This is a genomic window from Pseudomonas sp. SG20056 (assembly GCF_031764535.1).
Taxonomy (GTDB): Bacteria; Pseudomonadota; Gammaproteobacteria; order Pseudomonadales; family Pseudomonadaceae; genus Aquipseudomonas.
Genome location: NZ_CP134499.1, coordinates 3087130 through 3107942, shown reverse-complemented (window position 1 = coordinate 3107942; position 20813 = coordinate 3087130). Strand labels below are relative to the sequence as shown.

The window sequence follows — 20813 nt, the reverse complement described above, 5'->3', positions numbered from 1 at the left end:
ATGTGAATCCTTTAGTCAAACCGCTCAGCTGCGACGCTGGCGATCTTCGGCATAGCGGCGCATCACCCACTGACCGGCCGGGTGGGCGTGCAGCTCATCGAGGAAGGACTGAGTCTTGGCATCGTGCCCGACAATGCCTTCCCATGGTGTGCCGGCAGGTGTGAACAGCGGGGCGAACAGCGCGGCGGCGCTGATGTCGGCCAGGGTCAGTTGCTCACCGACCAGATAGCGTGATGGATCGCCGTGGATACGCGACTCGATCAACGCCAGGCCTTCAAGCAGTTCAGCCTGAGATTTCGCCACGCGCTGTGGCGTTACCCCATACAGGCGCTGTACGCCGTTGATCAGCACCGGTTTCATCAGGTCGCGCAAACCCAGCAGCGGGCGGTAGACCTTGAGCATGGCATGCATCACCGAATCCCATTGCTTGATCTGGCCATACAACCAGCGGCGCACATGCACGCCCATATGGTCGAAATGCGCTTCCAGTTCCAGCACCTCGGCCCGTTGCGCGGCATCGGCAGGCAGTAACGGGCGCTCGGGATAATGTTGTTCCAGGTACAGGGCGATCTCGGTGGAGTCACCGATCGTCTTGTCGCCGTCCTTGAGGATCGGCAGGGTGACGATATTGGCCAGGCGCTTGCTTTTCAGCCGATGCAGGCCGGGGAAGAGGTTGTCCACCTGAAAGTCGAGGCCCTTGTGATCCAGGTGCCAGCGGGTTTTTTCGCAGTAGTGGGAAATCGGGAACTGATAAAGCGTGCGCATGGTGGGCCCTCGACAATAGTGCGTCGAGTGTACGGCCTGTTGCGCCGACTACCCAGTCGCAATCGGCAGTCCAGGCTTTCGTTGGGGGCGCCATGCCCAGGCCATTGCTGGCCTGGGCGAACAGCTTAGGGCGTGCGTTGCAGCTCGACCTTGCCGGTGGCACTGGCCAGTAGGTGCTCCGGCAAGTCGAGCAGGTCGTCGTCGAAGGTTTCCAGCGGCGGCGGGCGACGTTCGAAGCGCGAGCCAAGTACCAGCAGGCAAGGCGTCAACAGCAAGGTCAACACGGTGGCGAAGGTCAGGCCACCGGCAATCGCGCTGGACAGCTGGGTCCACCATTGGGTCGACGGCGCACCAAAGCCCAGGCTGGGGGTGAGCAGATCGACGTTGACCCCGATTACCATCGGCACCAGCCCGAGCACCGTGGTCACGGCGGTGAGCAGCACCGGGCGCAGGCGCAGGCTGCCGGTTTCCAGCGCCGCCTCACGCGGTTCCAGGCCCTGGCGGCGTAGCTGGTTGTAGGTGTCGATGAGGATGATGTTGTTGTTCACCACAATGCCCGCCAGGGCGATCAGGCCCATGCCGACCATGACGATGCCGAACGACTGGCCGTTTACCAGCAGCCCCATCAGCACCCCGGCGGTGGACAGCACGATGGCCGAGAGCACCAGCAGCGACTGATAGATGCTGTTGAACTGCGTCACCAGGATAATGAACATCAGGAAGATCGCCACCACAAAGGCCGTGCCAAGGAAGGTTGCCGCTTCACGCTGGTCGGCGTCCTCGCCTGCAAACTTCACCTGTACATCGCTGGGCACCTCGCCCATGGCCTTGCGCAAGGCTTGCAGGCGTTCGTCCAGGCGTGCGCCTTCGGCGATGTCGGCTTGCAGGGTAATGGTGCGGTTGCCGTCGACCCGGCGCAGGGTGCCGACCTTCGGCGCTTGTTGCAGCGAGACGAAGTTGCTCAGCGGAATCTGCCCGGCCGGTGTGTTCAGGGTCAGCCGGCCGAGCTGGTCGAGAGAGCGCCAGTTGGCTGGCAGGCGCACGCGGATATCCACTTCATCGGTGGCGTCTTCCGGGCGGTAGGTGGCCAGTTTCAGGCCATTGGTGACCATCTGCACGGCATTGCCCACGCTCAGCACGTCTGCACCGAAACGCGCAGCTGCTTCGCGGTCGACCTTGATCCGCCATTCGATGCCCGGCAGGGCGCGGTCATCCTCGATATCCTTGAACCCGCCCAGACGCTGCATGTTGCCGCGTACCTGTTCGATCAGCTGATCGGCCTTGGTCGGGTCCTGCGAGCTGATCTGCAATTTCACCGGCTTGCCGCTGCTCGGGCCTTCCTCCTGCTTGCGAAACTCCAGAACGATGCCGGGAATATCGGCGGTGCGCGTGCTCATGTCGGCAAGAATCTTGCCGGCTGAACGCCGTTCATGCCATTCGACAAACTGGAACTGCAGGGTGCCGATCACGTCTGCACCGAGCTGCCCATCCGGTTGCGCCAGGGAGCGGGCGTACAGCGCCTTGACCTCGCTCATGCCGAGCAGACGTTTCTCTACCTGCTGCAGCAGGGCGTCTTTCTCCTGCACTGATAGATCGCCACGGGCGCGCAACCAGATCTGGGCGTTCTCCGGTTCGACTTCGGGGAAGAACTCCACGCCATGGTTGAAGCGGCCATAGGCGGTGTAGATCAGTGCAATCAGCGCGAGCATACCCAGCAGGGTCAGCCCAGGGCGCTTCAGCAAGGTGCCGAGCAGGCGGCGATAACCGACGGCGCCAAGGCCAGGCTGGGTGGCTTGCGGCAGGGGTTGGCCGCCAGTGACGGCGCCGAGCACCGGCAAAAACACCAGGGCCATGGCCAGCGAAGCGAGCAGGCAGACGATCACCGTGGCCGGCAGGTATTTCATAAACTGGCCGACCACACCGGGCCAGAACAGCAGCGGCAGAAACACCACCAGGGTGGTGGCGGTGGAGGCGATCACTGGCCAGGCCATTCGCGTGGCGGCGTTAGCCCAGGCCTGGCGCGGCGATTGCCCTTGGTGCAGGTAGCGGTCGGCCAGTTCGGAGACGACGATGGCGCCGTCCACCAGCATGCCGGCGACCAGAATCAGGCTAAACAGCACGACGATATTCAGGGTGAAACCGAGCATCCAGATCAGCAGGATGCCGCTGAGAAAAGCCCCCGGAATGGTCAGCCCGACTAATAGCGCCGAGCGCATGCCCATGCTCGCCACCACCAGAATCAGCACCAGCACGATGGCGGTCATCACGTTGTTGAGCAGGTCGCTGAGCATGCTCTGCACCTGCTGCGACTGATCCATGATGTAGCTGACCTTGAGGCCTTCGGGCAGCAGTGGCTGGGCTTTGACCATCAACGCCTTGACCTGCTCGATGGTGTCGATGATGTTCGCGCCGCTGCGCTTGGACACCTCCAGTACCACCGCCGGTTGGCCATTGATCCGCGCGTAACCGGTGGGGTCCTTGAAGGTGCGGTGAATGGTGGCAACGTCGCCGAAGGTCACCACGCTGTCGCCGACCACCTTGATCGGCATGGACAGTACGTCTTCGAGGTCTTCGATTACCCCGGGCACTTTCATGCTCATGCGCCCGGCACCGGTGTCCAGGCTGCCAGCTGCGACCAGGCGGTTGTTGCGGCTAACCAGGTTGAACAGCTCGTTGTAGTCAATGCCGTAGCTGTCGAGCACCTGTGGGTCTACGACGATTTCCAGCAGGTCTTCGCGGTCGCCGCCGATTTCCACCGACAACACTTCGGCGATGCCTTCGACGTTCTCTTTCAGGCGCCGGGCGATGTAGACCAATTCGGTTTCGGCAATCGGCCCGGACAGGCCAATCGACAGCACCGGAAACAGCGCCACGTTGACTTCATTGACTGTCGGTTCCTCGGCTTCCTCTGGCAGCTTGCTGCGGGCGGTATCAACCTTCTCACGCACATCGGCCAGGGCCAACTTGGCGTTGAAGCCGGCGTCGAACTCCAGGGTTACCGAGGCATGGCCTTCGCTGGCCATGGAACGCATTTCCTTGACCCCTTCGAGGCTGCGCAGCTCCTGCTCCAGGGGGCGAACCAGCAGGCGCTCTGCGTCTTCCGGGCTGATGCCTTCGAGGGTTACCGAAACATAGATGATTGGGATGCTGACATCCGGATTGGCTTCCTTGGGGATGGCGAAATACGCCGTCAGTCCGCCCAGCATAAGAAATAGCAGCACCAGCAGGCTGGTGCGGCTGCGGTCCAGCGCCGCAGCGATCAGGCCGTGCATATCAGCTACCCCCTTTGGCCAGCTGGCTGATCACCTGCTGGCCCGGCTCGACAAAGCCCTGACCGAGGGTGATCAAGGCGACCTTGTTAGGCAGGCCGCTGACCCAGGCGCCCTGGTTGTCGACGCTGATCAGCTGCACGGGCGTGAACTCCACCTGTTGCTGCTCGTTAACCCACTTGACGCCATGCCGGCCGGCTTTATCCAGGCTCAGCAGGGCGGGCGACAGGCGATGGGCCAGGGCTTCGCCGGTCTGTACATGCAGGGTCGCGCTGGCGCCCGCCAAGCGCAGGGCCTGCGGGTTGGCGACCTTGACCTCGATGCGGAAGCTGCGTGAACCCGGGTCGGCGGCAGCGGCAATAAAGTGCAATTCACCCTGTAATTCGCGGCCGTCGAGCAATTCGACCTTCACCGGCTGCCCCAGCTTGAGTTGGGTGACTTCCTGCTGGGCAATCTGCGCACTGACCTTGAGCTGGCTGATGTCCACCAGGGTCAGCAAGCTTTGCCCCGGCTGAACGAAATCACCCAGCTCGACCATGCGCTGGTCATACACCCCGGCAAACGGCGCGTTGATCTGCGTGTTGCCCAGCTGGATGCGTGCCAGGTCGAGTTCGGCGCGGGCTTTGGCCAGTTCGCTCTGCAGGCGGATCAGTTCATTGGTGGAAACCAGGTTGCGTTCACGCAGGCGTTCGGCGGCGCTGGCGTCGGCGGCGCGCTGGCGTACATCGGCCTCGCCCTTGGCCACTTGGGCCGGGCGGTTGTCGGTGGAGAGGCTGAGCAGCAACTGACCCTGCTTGACCGGGTTGCCTTTGTCCTGATCCAGGCGCGTCACCGTGCCGCTGATCTGCGAACGCAGCTCGACCCGGCGCCAGGCTTCGATCTGCCCTTGCACCACATGCTGGCGCTGCATCGGGCTGGCTTCCAGCCACTGCACTTCAACCTTGGTCAGACCCTTTTCCGCCACTGGCGCATCGGCGGTGGCGGTTTCCTGGGTCTTGAACAGCGAGCCGCTGAACAGCCACAGCACGAGCAGCAGACTGATGGCGACGGCGATCAACCAGGGGCGTTTGGACAGCTGACTGAACATGGTGGTTACTCGTGGCAATGGGGTTGAGCAAGCAGTTCGGCGGCCTGAGTGCGCAGGCCAGCAATGATGAAATCGGTGACGCGGGCGAAGTACTCATCCAGGGCAATCGGCTCGGCCCAGTGGGCAAAGCCACCGGAGGCGATGCGTGCCATTACCCCGTTGACGCAGGCTTCCACGCCCCACAACAGGTTCTGACAGTCGCTCTGGCTCAGCGCCTGGTTGTTCAGGGCCACGCCGAGCATGTCGCTGAAGAACAGCTGGAATTCGCGCTCTATATCGAGGAATTGCTGGCGGTACGGGCTTTCCAGGCGCTCCTGAAACTCCGGGCGGTCGCAGTGCAGGCACAGCTGCGCCTGGATCGGGTTGGCCAGCATCTGCTCGAAGGCGCGGTGGATCACCCGGCGCATGGCGTCCTGTGCGGGGCTGGCGGCATGCAGCTGGCGCAGTTCCAGCAGGTTGGCGCGGCTGAGGTCGAGCACCAGGCGCGCATACAGCGCTTCCTTGCTGGGGAAGTGCTTGTACACCGTGCCTTTGCCGATGCCGGCGGCAAGCGCCACTTCGGCAATCGTCACGCGATCCCAGGGCTGCTCGGCAAACAGCTGGCGGGCCGCGTCTAGGAGGGCGTTCTCACGTTGTTCGAAGAGTTGATCTTGGTAGCGCATACGGATTTGTCGGAGGTTGTGACCGGCGGTCATGCTATGACTGTTGGTCACGATGCGGCAAGCCGGCAGTTGTAACAGGCTTTGCCGTGATTGGATGGATCAGCGTTTAAGGATGGTGTGATGTGCTGAGTGGTTGCCAGAGTTGCGCATAACGGCCGCTGTCTTTCAGCTCGCGCAGGCCCTGATCGAAGAGTTGCTGCAGGCGTTCGCTCTCAGGCAACTGGCGGGAGAAAATCAGGTGGTAATCCCAGGTATCGTAGGTTTGCGTGGTGGTCAGGTGGGCGCGTTCCTTGGCGCTGAGTTGGCTGAGCACATGGCTGCCCGAGCCTTTGACGATGTCCACCGCATCAATGCGCCCGGCGGCCAGCTTGCGCAGGTTGATCAGCTCATCCCCGCTGGCTTCGTACCGCACCCAGCCGCGCTGTTCGGCTTGCTCCAGCACTGGCATCTTCGCCGATCCCAACGGAATGCCGATGCGCAGACCATTGAGCTGCTCGGCCCCTGCGAGGCGGCCGTCCCAGCTGATCGGTTTGTCGCGACGGTAGAACAGCACCAGTTCATCGCTGTAGACCACAGCAGAAAACAGACAGTCGGCCTCGCGCTCCGGCGTGCGACCCCAGATGGCCGAGGCTTGCCAGTGACCCTGTTTGACCTCTGTGTAGGCGCGCTTCCAAGGGAAGAAACCGTATTCCACGCTGACGTTCTGGCTGGCGAAGACTTCGCTGATCAACTGCGGCACTACGCCGTAGTGAGGCAGCGATGCGCTGATAAACGGCGGCCATTCGCCGATGGCGATGTGTATTTTTTCCTGGCTATGCAGGGGCTGGCAAAGGCCAGCCCAGAGCAGCAAAACGGAAAGCAAACAACGCATGCAGTGCTCGATATTCAGGCGGCGGGTTATGCAAGCTTAGCCGCGTGCCACGCTGACGCCTTCCAGATTGGCGAAGGAGGTGTCCTTGGCGGTCAGCAGGAAGTCACGCATAAACGGCGCGTCGAGCATGTCGGTGCGGATGCCGGCGTACAGGGTGGCGAATAGGCCCTTATCGCCCAGGCGTTTTGCCGTCACGTAGCCACGCGAACTGTATTCATGCAGCGCCCAGTTGGGCAGACCACACACGCCGCGACCGCTGGCCACCAGTTGCATCATCATCACCGTCAGCTCGGAGGTGCGCACCTGCGCTGGTTCGACATCCGCCGGCTCAAGGAAGCGGGTGAAGATGTCCAGGCGGTCGCGTTCCACCGGGTAGGTGATCAGGGTTTCCGTGGCCAGGTCCTGCGGCTTGATGCACGGTTTGCTGGCCAGCGGATGCTGGTTGGCCACGGCGAGCATGGCTTCATAGGTAAACAGCGGCACATAGGTGATGCCGGCCAGCTCCAGTGGATCGCTGGTTACCACCAGGTCCAGATCACCGCGGGCCAGGGCGGGCAGTGGGGCGAAGGAGAAGCCCGAGGCCAGGTCCAGTTCCACTTCCGGCCAAGCATCGCGGAACTGGTCGATGGTCGGCATCAGCCACTGGAAGCAGCTGTGGCATTCGATGGCCATGTGCAGACGGCCGGCGGTGCCACCGGCCAGGCGGGCTAAATCACGCTCGGCACCGCGCAGCAGCGGCAATACCGTGTCGGATAGCTGCAACAGGCGCAGGCCGGCGCTGGTGAAACGCACGGGCTTGGTTTTGCGCACGAACAGCGGCATGCCCAGACGCTCTTCCAACTCCTTGAACTGGTGCGACAGCGCTGATTGCGTGAGGTGCAGGCGTTCGGCGGCATCCACCAGGCTTTCGCTTTCGCGCAGGGCATGCAGGGTTTTCAGGTGGCGCAATTCGAGCATGGCGGGCCTCGGTGTTTGGCGGGTCGGCGTTCTAGCGACAAGCAGAACATGAGTAAAACTATAGATCAAGGCGAATAGATTGAGTTTGTCTCACTTAGGCGGGGTGCCGAGAATAGCCAGCATCTTATTGATCTGCTGGAGCGTTCTGACATGGCCCTGTCCCATTCCCTTGGTTTTCCGCGTATCGGTCGCGACCGTGAACTGAAAAAAGCCCTGGAGGACTACTGGAAGGGCGAACTGGACGAGGCCGGCCTGCGGGCTGTAGGTCGTGAACTGCGCGCCGCCCACTGGCAGCTGCAGAAGGACGCTGGCATCGATCTGCTGCCGGTTGGCGACTTTGCTTGGTACGACCAGGTGCTAACCCACTCGCTGACCTTCGGCGTGATCCCCGAGCGTTTTCGCCCGGCAGACGGCAAGCCGACTCTGGATACCTTGTTCGGCATGGCGCGCGGTGCCGTGGCAAACAAGAGCAGCCAGAGCGCCTGTTGCGCTGCTCATGCACAAGAGATGACCAAATGGTTCGACACCAACTACCACTATCTCGTGCCCGAATTCAGTGTCGAGCAGCAGTTCCAGCTGAGCTGGGAACAACTGTTCGAGGAAGTCGAAGAGGCCCACGCTCTGGGCCACCGCATCAAACCGGTGCTGATCGGCCCGCTGACCTATCTGTGGTTGGGCAAAGCCAAGGGCAGCGATTTCGACAAGCTTGACCTGCTGGAGCGGCTGCTGCCGGTCTACGGCGAAATCCTCCAGCGCCTGGCCGCTCAGGGTGTGGAGTGGGTGCAGATCGATGAGCCGATTCTGGTGCTGGACCTGCCGCAAGCCTGGAAGAACGCCTTCGAGCGCGCCTATAACCTGCTGCAGCGCGAGCCCGGCAAGAAACTGATCGCCACCTATTTCGCCGGCCTGGAAGATAATCTCGGCCTGGCCGCCAGCCTGCCGGTGGATGGCCTGCATATCGACCTGGTGCGTGCCCCCGAGCAGTTCCCGACCATCCTCGACCGTTTGCCGGCCTACAAGGTGCTGTCGCTGGGCGTGGTCAACGGCCGTAACGTTTGGCGTACCGATCTGCAAGCGGTACTGGAGACGCTGCAGCAGGCTCAGGAACGCCTGGGCGAGCGCTTGTGGGTGGCGCCGAGCTGCTCGCTGTTGCACAGCCCGGTCGACCTGAGTCGTGAGGACAAGCTGGATGATGAGTTGAAAAGCTGGCTGGCCTTTGCCGTGCAGAAGTGTGAGGAAGTCGCACTGCTGACCACGGCGCTTAATAACCCGCAGGATGCTCAGGTGCAGGCCGCGCTGGCTGAAAGCCGCGCCGTGCAGTCCAGTCGCGCGCAGTCGCCACGTATCCACAAACCGGCGGTACAGGCCCGTTTGGCGGCTATTACTGCTGCCGACAGCCAGCGTCAGTCGTCATTTGTCACACGCATCGAACAGCAGCGCGCACGTCTGCAGTTGCCGGTCTTGCCGACCACCACCATCGGCTCGTTTCCGCAAACCGCCGCCATCCGTCTGGCGCGTCAGTCATTCAAGACTGGCAAGCTGTCGGCGGGGGATTACACCGAGGCCATGCACAGCGAAATCCGTCATGCCGTCGAGGTGCAGGAAAACCTCGGTCTGGATGTGCTGGTGCACGGTGAGGCCGAGCGCAACGACATGGTCGAGTACTTCGCCGAGCAGCTCGACGGCTATGCCTTTACCCGTTTCGGTTGGGTGCAGAGCTACGGTTCGCGTTGCGTCAAACCGGCAGTGATCTACGGCGACCTGAGTCGGCCCAAGGCCATGACTGTGGCCTGGATCGGTTATGCGCAGACCCTTACCCGCAAAGTGATGAAGGGCATGCTGACCGGCCCGGTGACCATGCTGATGTGGTCCTTCCCGCGCGACGACATTTCCCGTGAACAGCAAGCGCGCCAGCTGGCTCTGGCCATTCGTGACGAGGTGGTAGACCTGGAAACAGCCGGGATCAAGATCATCCAGATCGACGAAGCTGCCTTCCGCGAAGGCCTGCCGCTGCGCCAGGCGCAGTGGCAGGGTTACCTGAACTGGGCCACCGAAGCCTTCCGCTTGTGCGCCTCGGGCGTGCGTGACGAAACGCAGATCCACACCCACATGTGCTACAGCGAGTTCAACGATGTGATCGAGTCCATCGCTGCGATGGATGCCGACGTGATCACCATCGAAACGTCGCGTTCGGACATGAAGCTGCTGGAGGCCTTCGAGCGTTTCGACTACCCCAACGACATCGGCCCCGGCGTGTATGACATTCACTCGCCACGGGTGCCGGATAGCCGGGAGATGGCCAACCTGCTGCGCAAGGCTGCGCAGCGCATTCCGCTCGAGCGGTTGTGGGTCAACCCGGATTGCGGCCTGAAAACCCGCGCCTGGCCGGAGACCGAAGCGGCGTTGATCAATATGGTGGCGGCGGCTCGTCAGCTGCGTAGCGAACTGGCCTGATCGTCTTCACGAGCACGCCCCTGTGACTGCCCTGATCGGCTTTCGCAGGGGCTTTCGCTATTTTTTTGTCGCGGTAGAAAGACCGCTCGTCTCCCTTCATCAAATTGTCACGCTTGTGTGGCAGCGCGCTCGCACAAACATCACCACACTCGCGTCTTAATGGGGTGCTGCGTTCTGCTGTCCCGGGTCTGGGTGATGTTATGCGTGGGTTGATTCTTCTCGCTGCACTGTTGTGCGGCTTGCCGGTTTTTGCGGCGCAGCGTTGTGATGTAGAGGTGCCGACGCACACGGCGGATGTGGGCGAGGTGCGTCTGGCGTATCAGAGCATTGGTCGCGACAGCGATCCTGCGCTGCTGCTGGTGATGGGCCTGGGCGGGCAGTTGATCCACTGGCCGGATGAAGTGGTGGCGCGCCTGTGTCAGCAGGGCTTTCGGGTGATCCGCTTCGATAACCGCGATGTTGGGCTGAGCGCATGGGCTGGCAACGCGCCAGAAATCAATCTGACCTATGAAGCACTGCGTTATCGCCTCGGTCTGTCGGTGGCAGCACCCTATGGGCTGCGCGATATGGCCAAGGATGCCCTGGGCTTGCTGGATGCATTGGCCGTGCGTGAGGTTCACGTGCTTGGGGCGAGCATGGGCGGAATGATCGCTCAGCATATGGCCGACCTTGCACCTGAGCGGGTGCAGAGCCTGACTCTGGTCATGACTAGCTCCGGTGCTCAGGGTTTGCCGGCGCCAAGCAGCGCGCTGCTGAGTCTGCTGGCCAAACGTGAAGCGCCCAACCGCGCGATAGCCCTGGAGCAGCAGGCCGACCTGCTGGCCGCGCTGGGCAGCCCGGCGGTCAGCGATGACCGGCAGTTACTGCTGCAACAGGCGCAGATTGCCTACGACCGGGCGTTCAACCCCGAAGGCGTGCAACGTCAGTTGTTGGCCATTCTCGCGGAGCCGAGCAGGGTCGAGCTGCTTAATCGTCTGCGCGTGCCAACCCTGGTGGTGCATGGCACGGCCGATCCGCTGCTGCCGGTGATGCACGGCGTGCATGTGGCGGCGCATATCAAGAACAGTGAATTGAGACTTATCCCCGGTCTGGCCCACCGCTTTCAGGAAGCGTTCAAAGAACCCTTGCTAGCGGCGGTGTTGCCGCACCTGCAGGCCCATCGAGGCGATGGGCAGTGGACGCGGCTTTAAGGCTATCGGCTCTTAAAATCTGTTTTACGATCTAGCGAGCTAGAGACCTGCAAGGCCAAAACAGGCGAGGAAGCGGAGTTTACTGGCTGTAAATGAGCATTCCGAGCCTGTTTTTAACGCGGCAGGGCCGACGCGCAGCAGATCGTAAATCGATTTTTAACGAGTGCCGAGGAAATCGCGCTTACCGATGCTGACACCGTTGTGGCGCAGAATGGCGTAGGCAGTGGTGTAGTGGAAATAGAAGTTCGGCATGACGTGATCGAGCAGGAAGGCCTGACCCTGGAAGTGGGTTTCCTTGTCGCGACGCTTGAGAACCACAGTGCGCGCTTCGCTGCCGTCGATCTGCGCTGCGCTGAGGCTGGCGAGGAAATCCAGGGTTTTGCTGATGCGTGCCTGCAGCTCGGCAAAGCTGGCTTCATCATCGGCATGGCTCGGTGCATCGACCCCGGCCAGCAGGGCGGCGCCGGCCTTGGCGCCATCACAGGCGATCTGTACCTGGCGGCTTAGTGGAAACATATCGGGGGCCAGACGGGCGTTGAGAAACACGCTCTGCTCGATCTTCTTCTCTTCGGCGTGGGCGGCGGCGAGGCCTAGGATGGTCGACAGGTTGTTCAGCTGACGAGTGAAGACTGGGATGGATGCTTGGTACATGGACAGGGACATGGATATCTCCAGAAACGCCGAAGCGGATTGCCCCGGGCGTGATTGTGTAGAAGGGCGGTGCACCGCCGCAGGCAGCGACGGTGACGTGGGCTAACAAGCTTAGAGGCTGTTGAAGATCTTGCCGTCGAGCAAGCGGCAGTCGATCGTGAGTAAGTTTTAGCCAATGGTGATGGGCGGCAGTTGAGTCAGTTCAACGGTCTGCGCCTTGCGCGGGGCGAGGATTTCCGCTTCTCCGTCGACCACCAGCTCATCGTTCTGATTGAACACGCGAGTGGCTACACGCACGCGGAATTTTGGCAGTTTCTCCAGGATTTCCAGGCGCACGGTGAGGGTGTCACCGAGCTTCACTGGTGCGGTGAAGCGCATGCTCTGGCCGATGTAAATAGTGCCTGGGCCAGGCAGCTCGCAGGCCACGGCGGCGCTGATCAATGCACCGCTGAACATGCCATGGGCGATACGCTCCTTGAACATGGTGGTGGCGGCATATTCGGCGTCGAGGTGCACCGGGTTGTGGTCGCCGGACACTTCGGCAAACAGCTGGATATCGCGTTCGCTGACGGTCTTGCTGTAGCTGGCGGTCTGGCCGACTTCGAGGGCGTCGTAGGGCGTGTTGCTGCTCTGGGTCATGGGTGACTCTCTTGGCTCTGTTGGTGGCACTGGCGCGGTTGGCTGAGGGCCTGCTGCAACCAGTCGATGATGTAGGCGGTGACGTCGTCGCGGTTGCTCTCGTTGAGCAGTTCATGGCGTGCGTCGGGGTAGAGTTTGACCTGTACGTGCTGATTGCCGGCGGCGCTTAAGGCGTTGCCCAGGTCTTGCTGACGGTGGCCGTCGCTGACCGGGTCACAGGCACCGCCGATCACCAGCAGCGGCAGGCTGCTGTCGATCTGCGCCAGGTTTTCCAGTGGGGTGATCTGTTGCAGCCCGCCCAGCAGGTCAACCCACAGCTGGTTGCTGCAGCGGAAGCCGCACAGCGGATCGTTGATGTACTTGTCGACTTCCTGCGGGTCGCGGCTCAGCCAGTCGAAGGCGGTACGGTTGGGTTTGAAGGCTTTGTTAAATGAACCGAATGAGGCGAACTCCAGCAGGGCGCTGCGTCCCAGCGGGCCTTGTCGCCAGCGCTCGAAGCGAGCCAGCAGTTGCCCGGCACGGTACAGCGCCACGGGCTGGTAGTTGGAGCCAGAAAGAATCGCCCCCTGCAGGCTGCAGCTGTGCTGCATCAGGTAGGCCTGGCTGATGTAGCTGCCCATACTGTGGCCGAGCAGGAATATCGGCGTTTGCGGGTGGGTTTGGCGCATATGATGGTTAAGGCTGGCCAGGTCATTGACCACCAGCTCCCAGCCCTTGCTGTCGGCATAGTGGCCGAGCAGGCCGTGCTCGGCGGTTTTGCCATGCCCGCGCTGGTCATGCGCATAAACCTCGAAGCCCTGCGCCACCAGCGCTTCGGCCAGGCGTGCATAACGCCCACTGTGTTCGGCCATGCCGTGGGCGACCATCAGCAACGCTTTCGGCGGCTGTTCGGCATACCAGCGGTTGACAAAGAGGGGCGCTGCATCGGTGCTATTGAGCCAGAACGCTTGGTGGAGCATGGCGAATCCCTTAAGCCTGCAGAAGCTGCGCATTGTGCACCCCGCGCGGCGCGGCGCAAAGTCCGTGCGGGGTCAAGGGTTATGGCTGCGCAGTATCTGCATATATTCGCCGCTGCTGTGCAGGTCGCGCAGGCCTTGCTCAAACACTGCGCTCCAGTCCGGTTCGCCGGGCTTTGCCGGAACAAAGCCGACTAGCAGCGGAATGCGCTCCAGCACATTGCCGTGCCAGCTGAGCTTGCCGCGCAGCTGCTCATCGTTGGCGATCAAATGGTTACCGACGATGCGTTCAAGCAGCACCATGTCGAAACGCCGGGCGTTGAGTTTGCGCAGATTGCTGATGTCGTCCACGGCGTCTTCGAGGGTCAGTCCGGCATCGAGAATATGCTGCGGGTAGCCGTAGCCACGCACGATGCCCAGGGTGCGCCCGCGTAACTCCTGCAGGCGGCCGAAATGCAGCGGATAGCCGTTGCGAATAAACAGGCCCAGTTCGCTGTAAAACAGCGGGCGCGAGGGCTGCAGGCCTTCCTCGTTAATTTCCTTGGGCCACAGCGCCAGCGCGCCCTGGTAGTTGCCGTTACTCAGCTCCATGCGTACTCGCGCCCAAGGTAGAAAGTCGATCTGCAGCGGATAGCCGCGTACGGCAAAGGCGCGGCGAGTCAGGGCGACGATGCTGCCGCCATCCGGCAGCTGTTCAGAGCTGTAGGGAGGGTATTCCAGGGTGGCCATACGCAGTTGTGGCTGGGCCTGCGCCGATTGCGCGAAGAGAAACAGCAGGGTTGCAGCGAATAGAACGATAGGCATGGTAAGCCGCAAGTGCAGGGGGCAGATTGGTTATAGGTGGTGCGGCAGGATAGTTCCACACGGAGCGGCAAGATTCAGTGCGTCAATGACGCTGCCCGGCTATTTGCCTGTTTGGCGTTAACTGTTAACTTCCAGCCAACTCCGCAGCGCGGATCAGACCATCTCAGGGCAAGAGGATAAAAATAATGCAGCCTGATTTCTGGAGCGACAAACGCCCGGCCGGCGTACCCAATGACATCGACCTGGGGGCTTACAAGTCGGTTATCGAGGTGTTCGAGCGCTCGTGCAAGAAGTTCGCCGACCGGCCCGCCTTCAGCAACCTGGGTGTAACCTTGACCTATGCCGAGCTGGATCGGCTCTCGGCGGCCTTTGCCGCCTACCTGCAGAAGAATACTGACCTGCAGCCGGGCGAGCGCATCGCTGTGCAGATGCCCAACGTGCTGCAGTACCCGATTGCCGTGTTCGGCGCGATGCGTGCCGGGCTGATTGTGGTCAACACCAACCCGCTGTACACCGCCCGCGAGATGCGCCACCAGTTCAAGGATGCCGGTGTACGTGCGCTGGTGTACTTGAACATGTTCGGCAAGCTGGTGCAGGACGTCCTGCCGGATACCGAGATCGATTACCTGATCGAAGCCAAGATGGGTGACTTGTTGCCAAGCCTCAAGGGTTGGCTGGTCAATACTGTGGTGAAGAAGGTCAAGAAGATGGTGCCTGACTACCATCTGCCGCAGGCGGTGGGTTTCAAGGATGCGCTCAAGCAGGGCCAAGGGCATGCGCTGAAGCCTGTCAAGGTCGGCCAGGAAGATATTGCCGTGCTGCAATACACCGGCGGCACCACTGGTGTGGCCAAGGGCGCGATGCTCACCCACGGCAACCTGGTGGCCAACATGCTGCAGGTCGATGCCTGCCTGTCGCAGCTGGGCAACGATGGCACCCCGCTGATGAAGCAGGGCCAGGAAATCATGATCGCGCCGCTGCCGCTCTACCATATCTATGCCTTCACCGCGAACTGCATGTGCATGATGGTGAATGGCAACCACAACGTGCTGATCACCAACCCGCGTGACATCCCAGGCTTCGTCAAGGAACTGGGTAAGTGGCAGTTCTCCGCGCTACTGGGCCTCAACACGCTGTTCGTCGCGTTGATGGATAACCCCGAGTTCAAGAACCTCGACTTCTCCAAACTCAAGGTCACCAACTCTGGCGGCACCGCCTTGGTCAAGGCCACCGCCGAGCGCTGGCAGGCCATGACCGGCTGCACCGTGGTCGAAGGCTATGGCCTGACCGAAACCTCGCCAGTGGCCAGTACCAACCCTTATGGCGATAAAGCGCGTCTGGGCACGGTGGGCATTCCGGTGCCGGGTACGGCGTTCAAGGTCATTGATGATGATGGCGTTGAACAACCGCTGGGCGAGCGTGGCGAGCTGTGCATCAAGGGCCCGCAGGTGATGAAGGGCTATTGGAACCGTGAAGAGGCTACCGCCGAGGTGCTGGACGCCGAGGGCTGGTTCAAGAGCGGTGATGTGGCGGTGATCGACCCGGACGGCTTTGTGCGCATTGTCGACCGCAAGAAGGACATGATCATTGTCTCGGGTTTCAACGTGTACCCCAACGAGATCGAAGATGTGGTCATGGCTCACCCGAAAGTCGCCAGTTGCGCGGCCATCGGCGTGCCGGACGAGAAGTCCGGGGAAGCGGTCAAGCTGTTCGTGGTGGCCCGCGACAGCAGCCTCAGTGCTGATGAGCTGAAGGCCTACTGCAAGGAAAACTTCACCGGCTACAAGGTGCCCAAGCAGATCGTCTTCCGCGACTCGCTGCCTATGACCCCGGTCGGCAAGATTCTCCGTCGCGAGCTGCGCGATATCGCCTGACGCATACACGGTCGCCTCAATACAGCCGCAGGTTTAACTGCGGCTGTATGAAACCTCCGCCAACCTCCGCGCAACCCCTGTAACTCGCTGCTTTCAGCGTCATCAATAAAAGTGACTTAAATTGCCGTGCTGGTCATTTTCGTGACTGCTGCGGCGCTTATTGGTGCTAGTCGCTGTTTGGCAAAGCTGCTACTCTCGGGCGGCTTTTTTGTGATCCACCATCCATGGCGACCCTGCTTTCCAGGCTGTTGCTGTGTGACGTCAAAAATTGCTCCCGGCAATTTTTTTGCCGTTCAAATCGCAGAAAACACGCAAATCTACAATAAACAACCGTCTACGCGCGGTGAAGATCAAGCTGTTGCTGAGGAGTGGGCTTCCATGACCGAAAACTTTTGGAAGGATAAGTATCCCGTTGGGATTGCTGCCGAAATCAATCCTGACCAGTACCCGAACATCCAGGCGGTACTGAAAGAGTCCTGCCAACGCTTCGCCGACAAGCCAGCTTTCAGCAATATGGGTAAAACCATTACCTATGGTGAGCTGTACGAGTTGTCCGGCACTTTTGCCGCTTACTTGCAGCAGAACACCAACTTGCAGCCTGGCGACCGAATCGCCGTGCAACTGCCCAACGTGCTGCAGTATCCGGTTGTGGTCTTCGGTGCCCTGCGCGCCGGTCTGGTGGTGGTCAACACCAACCCGCTGTATACCGCGCGGGAAATGGAACACCAATTCAACGATTCCGGCGCCAAGGCTCTGGTCAGCCTGGCCAACATGGCCCACCTGGCTGAGCAGGTTCTGCCGAAAACCGGGATCAAGACGGTCATCATCACCGAAGTCGGTGACATGCTCTCGCCGCTCAAGCGCCTGCTGGTCAACAGCGTGGTCAAGCACGTGAAGAAGATGGTCCCGGCCTACAACCTGCCGCAAGCCGTCAAATTCACCGCCGCCATGGCCAAAGGCCGTGGTCAGAGCGTGAAAGAAGCAGCTCCGGCCAATGGTGAAATTGCCGTGTTGCAATACACCGGCGGCACCACCGGCGTGGCCAAGGGCGCGATGCTCACCCACCGCAACCTGATCGCCAACATGTTGCAGGTCAAGGCGCTGATGGGATCGGAAATGAGCGAAGGCAGCGAAGTGCTGATCGCGCCATTGCCGCTGTACCACATCTATGCGTTCACCTTCCATTGCATGGCGATGATGCTGATTGGTGGGCACAACGTGCTGATCACCAACCCGCGCGATCTGCCGGCAATGACCAAGGACCTGGCCAAGTACAAGTTCACCGGCTTTGTCGGCCTCAACACCCTGTTCGTTGCCCTGTGCAACAACGAGGACTTCCGCAAGCTGGACTTCTCCACCCTGAAGGCCACCTTCTCCGGCGGCATGGCGCTGCAACTGGCGACTGCCGAGCGTTGGAAGCAGGTGACCGGTTGCTCGATCTGCGAAGGCTTCGGCATGACCGAAACCAGCCCGGTGGCCTCGGTCAACCCGTTCAGCAATATCCAGATCGGCACCATCGGTATTCCGGTACCGTCGACAGTCTGCAAGGTGATTGACGACGAAGGTGTCGAGCAGCCACTGGGTTCGATTGGCGAGCTGTGCGTCAAAGGCCCGCAGGTGATGAAGGGCTACTGGCAGCGCCAGGAAGCCACCGACGAAATCCTCGACGCCGAAGGCTGGTTGAAGACTGGCGATATCGCGGTGATCCAGGAAGACGGTTACATGCGCATCGTCGACCGTAAAAAGGACATGATTCTGGTGTCCGGCTTCAACGTCTACCCGAACGAGCTGGAAGACGTGCTCGCCACTCTGCCGGGCGTGCTGCAGTGCGCGGCCATCGGTGTGCCGGATGAGAAGTCAGGCGAAGCGATCAAGATTTTCGTGGTGGTCAAGCCGGGTGAAACCCTGACCAAAGAGCAGGTTATGGAGCACATGCGCGCCAACGTCACCGGCTACAAGGTGCCGAAAGCCGTGGAGTTCCGCGAAGTACTGCCGACCACCAACGTCGGTAAGATCCTGCGCCGCGAACTGCGTGACGAAGAGCTGAAGAAACTGGGCAAGAAGTAAACGCCCGGTTAAACAAAACCCCGCCTAGGCGGGGTTTTTTTATGCTCGTCTATAAACCGGTCGTTGAAAACGTAGCGAGCGATGGCTAGGCAAGGCGGAAGTAGCCGAAAAAGCGGAGTGTACGTCTGTACATGAGCATTTTGAGGCTGCTTCCAACGCTGAATAGCCGAGTGCAGTAGTTTTCAGCGGTCGGTTAAGCGGTGCGCCAGGTGATTTCTTCCACCCCGTCGGCGCTGATACGCATCCAGCGGTCGGCTTGTTCATCGCTTTCTTCTTCCTGCCAGCCGCCTGGGGCGCAGCGCACTTCGACATTCAGGGCGGCGAAGGCAGCCTGGGCGCAGGCCAGGTCGTCGGCCCAGGGCGTGGTATCGCTTTCCAGAAACAGGCTGTGCCATTTGCCGACGGCCTTGGGCAGCCAGGTGACAGGCACCTCACCGGCCATACACTTGAAGGTCTGACCTTTCTGCTGCCAGGGTGTGCAGCTGCCCAGCGCCTGGCTCAGCCATTCGCCGATGGCGGTGTGGTCGGCGTCTTTCAGGTAAATCTCGATATCCGGTTGGCGCATGGTCATAGTTTCTCGATCCAGTCGTAGCGGATGGCGACAGTCACGTCGCAGGGTTCGGCAATCACTGCCGCGCGGCGTTCGGCGCTGGCGCGCCAGCCATGTGGGGTCATGGCCAGCAGGTCGGCGCGGGCCTCGCTGCTGTCCAGGTGCAGATTAAAGGTCAGGGTTTCGCTGTGGGTCAGGCGCATGCCCTCAGGGATCAGCTCCAGGTGTTTCTGATCATCGTAGTCACGCACTTCGTCGTACAGCTTCTGCCGCAATTCCATCAGGTGTTCACTGGTTGGGCCCATGCGCAGCAGGCCACCACCGGGGGCGAGCAGACGCTTGGCTTCTTGCCAGTCGAGCGGACTGAAGACGCTGGCGAGTAATTGGCAGCTGGCGTCTGCCTGCGGCACACGGGCCATGCTCGCCACCAGCCAGGTCAGCTGGGGCGCGCGCTTGCAGGCACGTTTGACTGCCTCGCGGGAGATGTCCAGGGCATAGCCATCGGCCTGCGGCAGGGCATCGGCGATCTGTGTGGTGTAGTAACCCTCGCCGCAACCGATATCCAGCCAGCGTACTGGGCTATAACTGGCCGCCAGTTCGGCCAGGCGTTTGGCCAGTGGCGCGTAATGGCCTCCTTCGAGAAAGCGGCGCCGCGCCTCGACCATGGCGGCGTTATCGCCCGGGTCACGGCTGTTCTTGTGCTGCACCGGCAGCAGGTTTAGGTAGCCTTGGCGTGCGCGGTCAAAGCGGTGGTTGGCCGGGCAGGCAACGCCGTTATCGAGCGTTTGCAGCGGCGCTTGGCAGATCGGGCAGATCAGACTCATGCGAGCAGATTGACCAAGGTCTGATAATAGATTTCGGTCAGCACATCCAGATCGCTGGCCAGTACGCGCTCGTCGACCTGATGGATGGTGGCGTTGACCGGGCCGAGTTCGACCACCTGGGTGCCGAGGGTGGCGATAAAGCGACCGTCGGAGGTGCCGCCGCTGGTCGAGGGTTTGGTGTCGCGACCGGTGACCGCCTTGATGCTGGCGGCCACGGCGTCGAGCAGTGCGCCCGGCTCGGTGAGGAAGGGCAGGCCGGAGAGCGCCCAGTCCAGCTCGAAATCCAGGCCGTGTTTGTTGAGGATGGCTTCAACACGCTGCTGCAGGCCCTCGACCGTCGATTCAGTCGAGAAGCGGAAATTGAAGATGGCCTTCAGTTCACCCGGAATCACGTTGGTCGCGCCGGTGCCGGCGTTGAGGTTGGAAATCTGGAAACTGGTCGGCGGGAAGAACGCGTTGCCGTCATCCCAATGCTCGGCGGCCAGTTCGGCCAGGGCCGGCGCGGCCAGATGAATCGGGTTGCGCGCCAGGTGCGGATAGGCCACGTGACCTTGCTTGCCGCGTACGCTGAGGGTGCAGCCGAGCGAGCCGCGGCGGCCGTTTTTCACCACGTCGCCGACCAGGGTAGTGCTCGAGGGTTCGCCGACGATGCACCAGTCCAGGCGCTCCTTACGTTCGCGCAGGCGTTCAACCACCGCCTTGGTGCCGTGGTGCGCCGGGCCTTCTTCATCACTGGTGATCAGAAAAGCGATACGGCCTTTGTGGTCCGGGTATTCCGCAACAAAGCGTTCAACGGCGATGATCATCGACGCCAGGCTGCCTTTCATGTCCGCCGCGCCACGGCCACAGAGCATACCGTCTTCATCAATCAGCGCATCGAACGGCTGGTGCTGCCACTTCTGCACCGGGCCGGTGGGCACCACATCGGTGTGTCCGGCAAAGCACAGTACGGGACCCTCTTGGCTGCCGTGGCTGGCCCAGAAGTTGTCCACATCTTCGATACGCATCGGCTCGATGGTGAAACCGCAGGCGGCAAGGCGGCGCGTCATCTGCTCCTGGCAGCCCTCATCAAGCGGCGTGACGGAAGGACGACGAATCAGCTCACAGGCAAGCTCCAGCGTCGGGGAGAGGGGCGTGGCGTTGGCGGTCATTGCGGCTCCAAGGCGGCATCAAGCGGAAAGGTCGCCATCTTA

The 20813-nt window shown here is 61.5% G+C and carries 17 protein-coding genes; 4 read left to right on the top strand and 13 right to left on the bottom strand.

The annotated features are described in order from the left end of the window. Positions 1–24: 24 nt before the first annotated feature. The 6 genes from RHP75_RS14785 to metR form a co-directional block, all read right to left on the bottom strand. Complete coding sequence (locus tag RHP75_RS14785) at positions 25–765, bottom strand: glutathione S-transferase family protein (protein WP_311088855.1); 741 nt, start codon at positions 763–765, stop codon at positions 25–27. Between the two features lie 125 nt (positions 766–890). Next, positions 891–4037, bottom strand: a complete 3147-nt coding sequence (locus RHP75_RS14780) for an efflux RND transporter permease subunit (RefSeq protein WP_311088853.1) — start codon at positions 4035–4037, stop codon at positions 891–893. Between the two features lies 1 nt (position 4038). Further along, entirely contained in the window at positions 4039–5121 is a 1083-nt protein-coding gene (locus RHP75_RS14775) for an efflux RND transporter periplasmic adaptor subunit (protein WP_167141747.1), read from the bottom strand. 5 nt (positions 5122–5126) lie between these two features. Further along, positions 5127–5783: a TetR/AcrR family transcriptional regulator gene (locus tag RHP75_RS14770; RefSeq protein ID WP_160089976.1), complete on the bottom strand. Its 657-nt coding sequence runs from the start codon at positions 5781–5783 to the stop codon at positions 5127–5129. Between the two features lie 106 nt (positions 5784–5889). After that, positions 5890–6654, bottom strand: coding sequence for a transporter substrate-binding domain-containing protein (locus RHP75_RS14765; protein WP_311088851.1), 765 nt, complete (start codon positions 6652–6654; stop codon positions 5890–5892). Positions 6655–6690: 36 nt separating this feature from the next. After that, positions 6691–7611: a transcriptional regulator MetR gene (metR, locus tag RHP75_RS14760; RefSeq protein ID WP_108487605.1), complete on the bottom strand. Its 921-nt coding sequence runs from the start codon at positions 7609–7611 to the stop codon at positions 6691–6693. A 150-nt stretch (positions 7612–7761) separates the two neighbouring features. Between metR and metE the strand changes: the two genes are divergently transcribed. Together metE and RHP75_RS14750 are read left to right on the top strand one after the other, a co-directional pair. Further along, complete coding sequence (metE, locus tag RHP75_RS14755; protein ID WP_311088848.1) at positions 7762–10065, top strand: 5-methyltetrahydropteroyltriglutamate--homocysteine S-methyltransferase; 2304 nt, start codon at positions 7762–7764, stop codon at positions 10063–10065. Between the two features lie 200 nt (positions 10066–10265). Continuing rightward, positions 10266–11255 carry an alpha/beta hydrolase gene (locus RHP75_RS14750; protein WP_311088847.1) on the top strand — a complete coding sequence of 330 codons (990 nt, stop codon included), beginning with the start codon at positions 10266–10268 and terminating at the stop codon, positions 11253–11255. A 156-nt stretch (positions 11256–11411) separates the two neighbouring features. Here the strand turns inward: RHP75_RS14750 and RHP75_RS14745 are convergent, their stop codons facing one another. The 4 genes from RHP75_RS14745 to RHP75_RS14730 all read right to left on the bottom strand — a co-directional run bounded on the left by RHP75_RS14745 (position 11412) and on the right by RHP75_RS14730 (position 14305). Further along, on the bottom strand, positions 11412–11918 hold the full coding sequence (locus RHP75_RS14745; protein ID WP_311088846.1) for a DUF1993 domain-containing protein: 507 nt from the start codon (positions 11916–11918) through the stop codon (positions 11412–11414). A 156-nt stretch (positions 11919–12074) separates the two neighbouring features. Then, complete coding sequence (locus RHP75_RS14740; protein WP_090248421.1) at positions 12075–12545, bottom strand: MaoC family dehydratase; 471 nt, start codon at positions 12543–12545, stop codon at positions 12075–12077. Continuing rightward, entirely contained in the window at positions 12542–13504 is a 963-nt protein-coding gene (locus RHP75_RS14735) for an alpha/beta hydrolase (protein ID WP_311088845.1), read from the bottom strand. The genes RHP75_RS14740 and RHP75_RS14735 overlap by 4 nt, the downstream gene beginning before the upstream one ends. A gap of 72 nt (positions 13505–13576) precedes the next feature. Continuing rightward, on the bottom strand, positions 13577–14305 hold the full coding sequence (locus RHP75_RS14730; protein ID WP_311088844.1) for a transporter substrate-binding domain-containing protein: 729 nt from the start codon (positions 14303–14305) through the stop codon (positions 13577–13579). Positions 14306–14490: 185 nt separating this feature from the next. Here RHP75_RS14730 and fadD2 point away from each other — a divergent pair, with 185 nt between their 5' ends. Both fadD2 and fadD1 read left to right on the top strand, forming a co-directional pair. Beyond that, complete coding sequence (gene fadD2, locus RHP75_RS14725) at positions 14491–16179, top strand: long-chain-fatty-acid--CoA ligase FadD2 (protein WP_311088843.1); 1689 nt, start codon at positions 14491–14493, stop codon at positions 16177–16179. Positions 16180–16557: 378 nt separating this feature from the next. Beyond that, a complete protein-coding gene (gene fadD1, locus RHP75_RS14720) occupies positions 16558–18246 on the top strand; it encodes a long-chain-fatty-acid--CoA ligase FadD1 (RefSeq protein ID WP_311088842.1) in 1689 nt (562 codons plus the stop codon). Positions 18247–18439: 193 nt separating this feature from the next. Here the strand turns inward: fadD1 and RHP75_RS14715 are convergent, their stop codons facing one another. Genes RHP75_RS14715 through dapE form a run of 3 tightly spaced genes read right to left on the bottom strand, consistent with a single transcriptional unit; the run spans position 18440 to position 20771 of the window. Beyond that, positions 18440–18811 (bottom strand): hypothetical protein, encoded by a 372-nt coding sequence (locus RHP75_RS14715; protein WP_311091952.1) that lies wholly within the window; start codon positions 18809–18811, stop codon positions 18440–18442. A gap of 2 nt (positions 18812–18813) precedes the next feature. Continuing rightward, positions 18814–19620, bottom strand: coding sequence for a putative RNA methyltransferase (locus RHP75_RS14710; RefSeq protein ID WP_311088841.1), 807 nt, complete (start codon positions 19618–19620; stop codon positions 18814–18816). Beyond that, the gene (dapE, locus tag RHP75_RS14705) at positions 19617–20771 is read right to left on the bottom strand and encodes a succinyl-diaminopimelate desuccinylase (protein ID WP_311088840.1); all 1155 of its coding nucleotides are present in this window, start codon (positions 20769–20771) and stop codon (positions 19617–19619) included. The genes RHP75_RS14710 and dapE overlap by 4 nt, the downstream gene beginning before the upstream one ends. Positions 20772–20813 lie beyond the last annotated feature (42 nt).

What these genes read in the sequence shown, in the direction of transcription:
- RHP75_RS14785 (WP_311088855.1), bottom strand. Translation starts at nt 765, where the DNA reads ATGCGCACGCTTTATCAGTTCCCGATTTCCCACTACTGCGAAAAAACC.
- RHP75_RS14780 (WP_311088853.1), bottom strand. Translation starts at nt 4,037, where the DNA reads ATGCACGGCCTGATCGCTGCGGCGCTGGACCGCAGCCGCACCAGCCTG.
- RHP75_RS14775 (WP_167141747.1), bottom strand. Translation starts at nt 5,121, where the DNA reads ATGTTCAGTCAGCTGTCCAAACGCCCCTGGTTGATCGCCGTCGCCATC.
- RHP75_RS14770 (WP_160089976.1), bottom strand. Translation starts at nt 5,783, where the DNA reads ATGCGCTACCAAGATCAACTCTTCGAACAACGTGAGAACGCCCTCCTA.
- RHP75_RS14765 (WP_311088851.1), bottom strand. Translation starts at nt 6,654, where the DNA reads ATGCGTTGTTTGCTTTCCGTTTTGCTGCTCTGGGCTGGCCTTTGCCAG.
- metR (WP_108487605.1), bottom strand. Translation starts at nt 7,611, where the DNA reads ATGCTCGAATTGCGCCACCTGAAAACCCTGCATGCCCTGCGCGAAAGC.
- metE (WP_311088848.1), top strand. Translation starts at nt 7,762, where the DNA reads ATGGCCCTGTCCCATTCCCTTGGTTTTCCGCGTATCGGTCGCGACCGT.
- RHP75_RS14750 (WP_311088847.1), top strand. Translation starts at nt 10,266, where the DNA reads ATGCGTGGGTTGATTCTTCTCGCTGCACTGTTGTGCGGCTTGCCGGTT.
- RHP75_RS14745 (WP_311088846.1), bottom strand. Translation starts at nt 11,918, where the DNA reads ATGTCCCTGTCCATGTACCAAGCATCCATCCCAGTCTTCACTCGTCAG.
- RHP75_RS14740 (WP_090248421.1), bottom strand. Translation starts at nt 12,545, where the DNA reads ATGACCCAGAGCAGCAACACGCCCTACGACGCCCTCGAAGTCGGCCAG.
- RHP75_RS14735 (WP_311088845.1), bottom strand. Translation starts at nt 13,504, where the DNA reads ATGCTCCACCAAGCGTTCTGGCTCAATAGCACCGATGCAGCGCCCCTC.
- RHP75_RS14730 (WP_311088844.1), bottom strand. Translation starts at nt 14,305, where the DNA reads ATGCCTATCGTTCTATTCGCTGCAACCCTGCTGTTTCTCTTCGCGCAA.
- fadD2 (WP_311088843.1), top strand. Translation starts at nt 14,491, where the DNA reads ATGCAGCCTGATTTCTGGAGCGACAAACGCCCGGCCGGCGTACCCAAT.
- fadD1 (WP_311088842.1), top strand. Translation starts at nt 16,558, where the DNA reads ATGACCGAAAACTTTTGGAAGGATAAGTATCCCGTTGGGATTGCTGCC.
- RHP75_RS14715 (WP_311091952.1), bottom strand. Translation starts at nt 18,811, where the DNA reads ATGCGCCAACCGGATATCGAGATTTACCTGAAAGACGCCGACCACACC.
- RHP75_RS14710 (WP_311088841.1), bottom strand. Translation starts at nt 19,620, where the DNA reads ATGAGTCTGATCTGCCCGATCTGCCAAGCGCCGCTGCAAACGCTCGAT.
- dapE (WP_311088840.1), bottom strand. Translation starts at nt 20,771, where the DNA reads ATGACCGCCAACGCCACGCCCCTCTCCCCGACGCTGGAGCTTGCCTGT.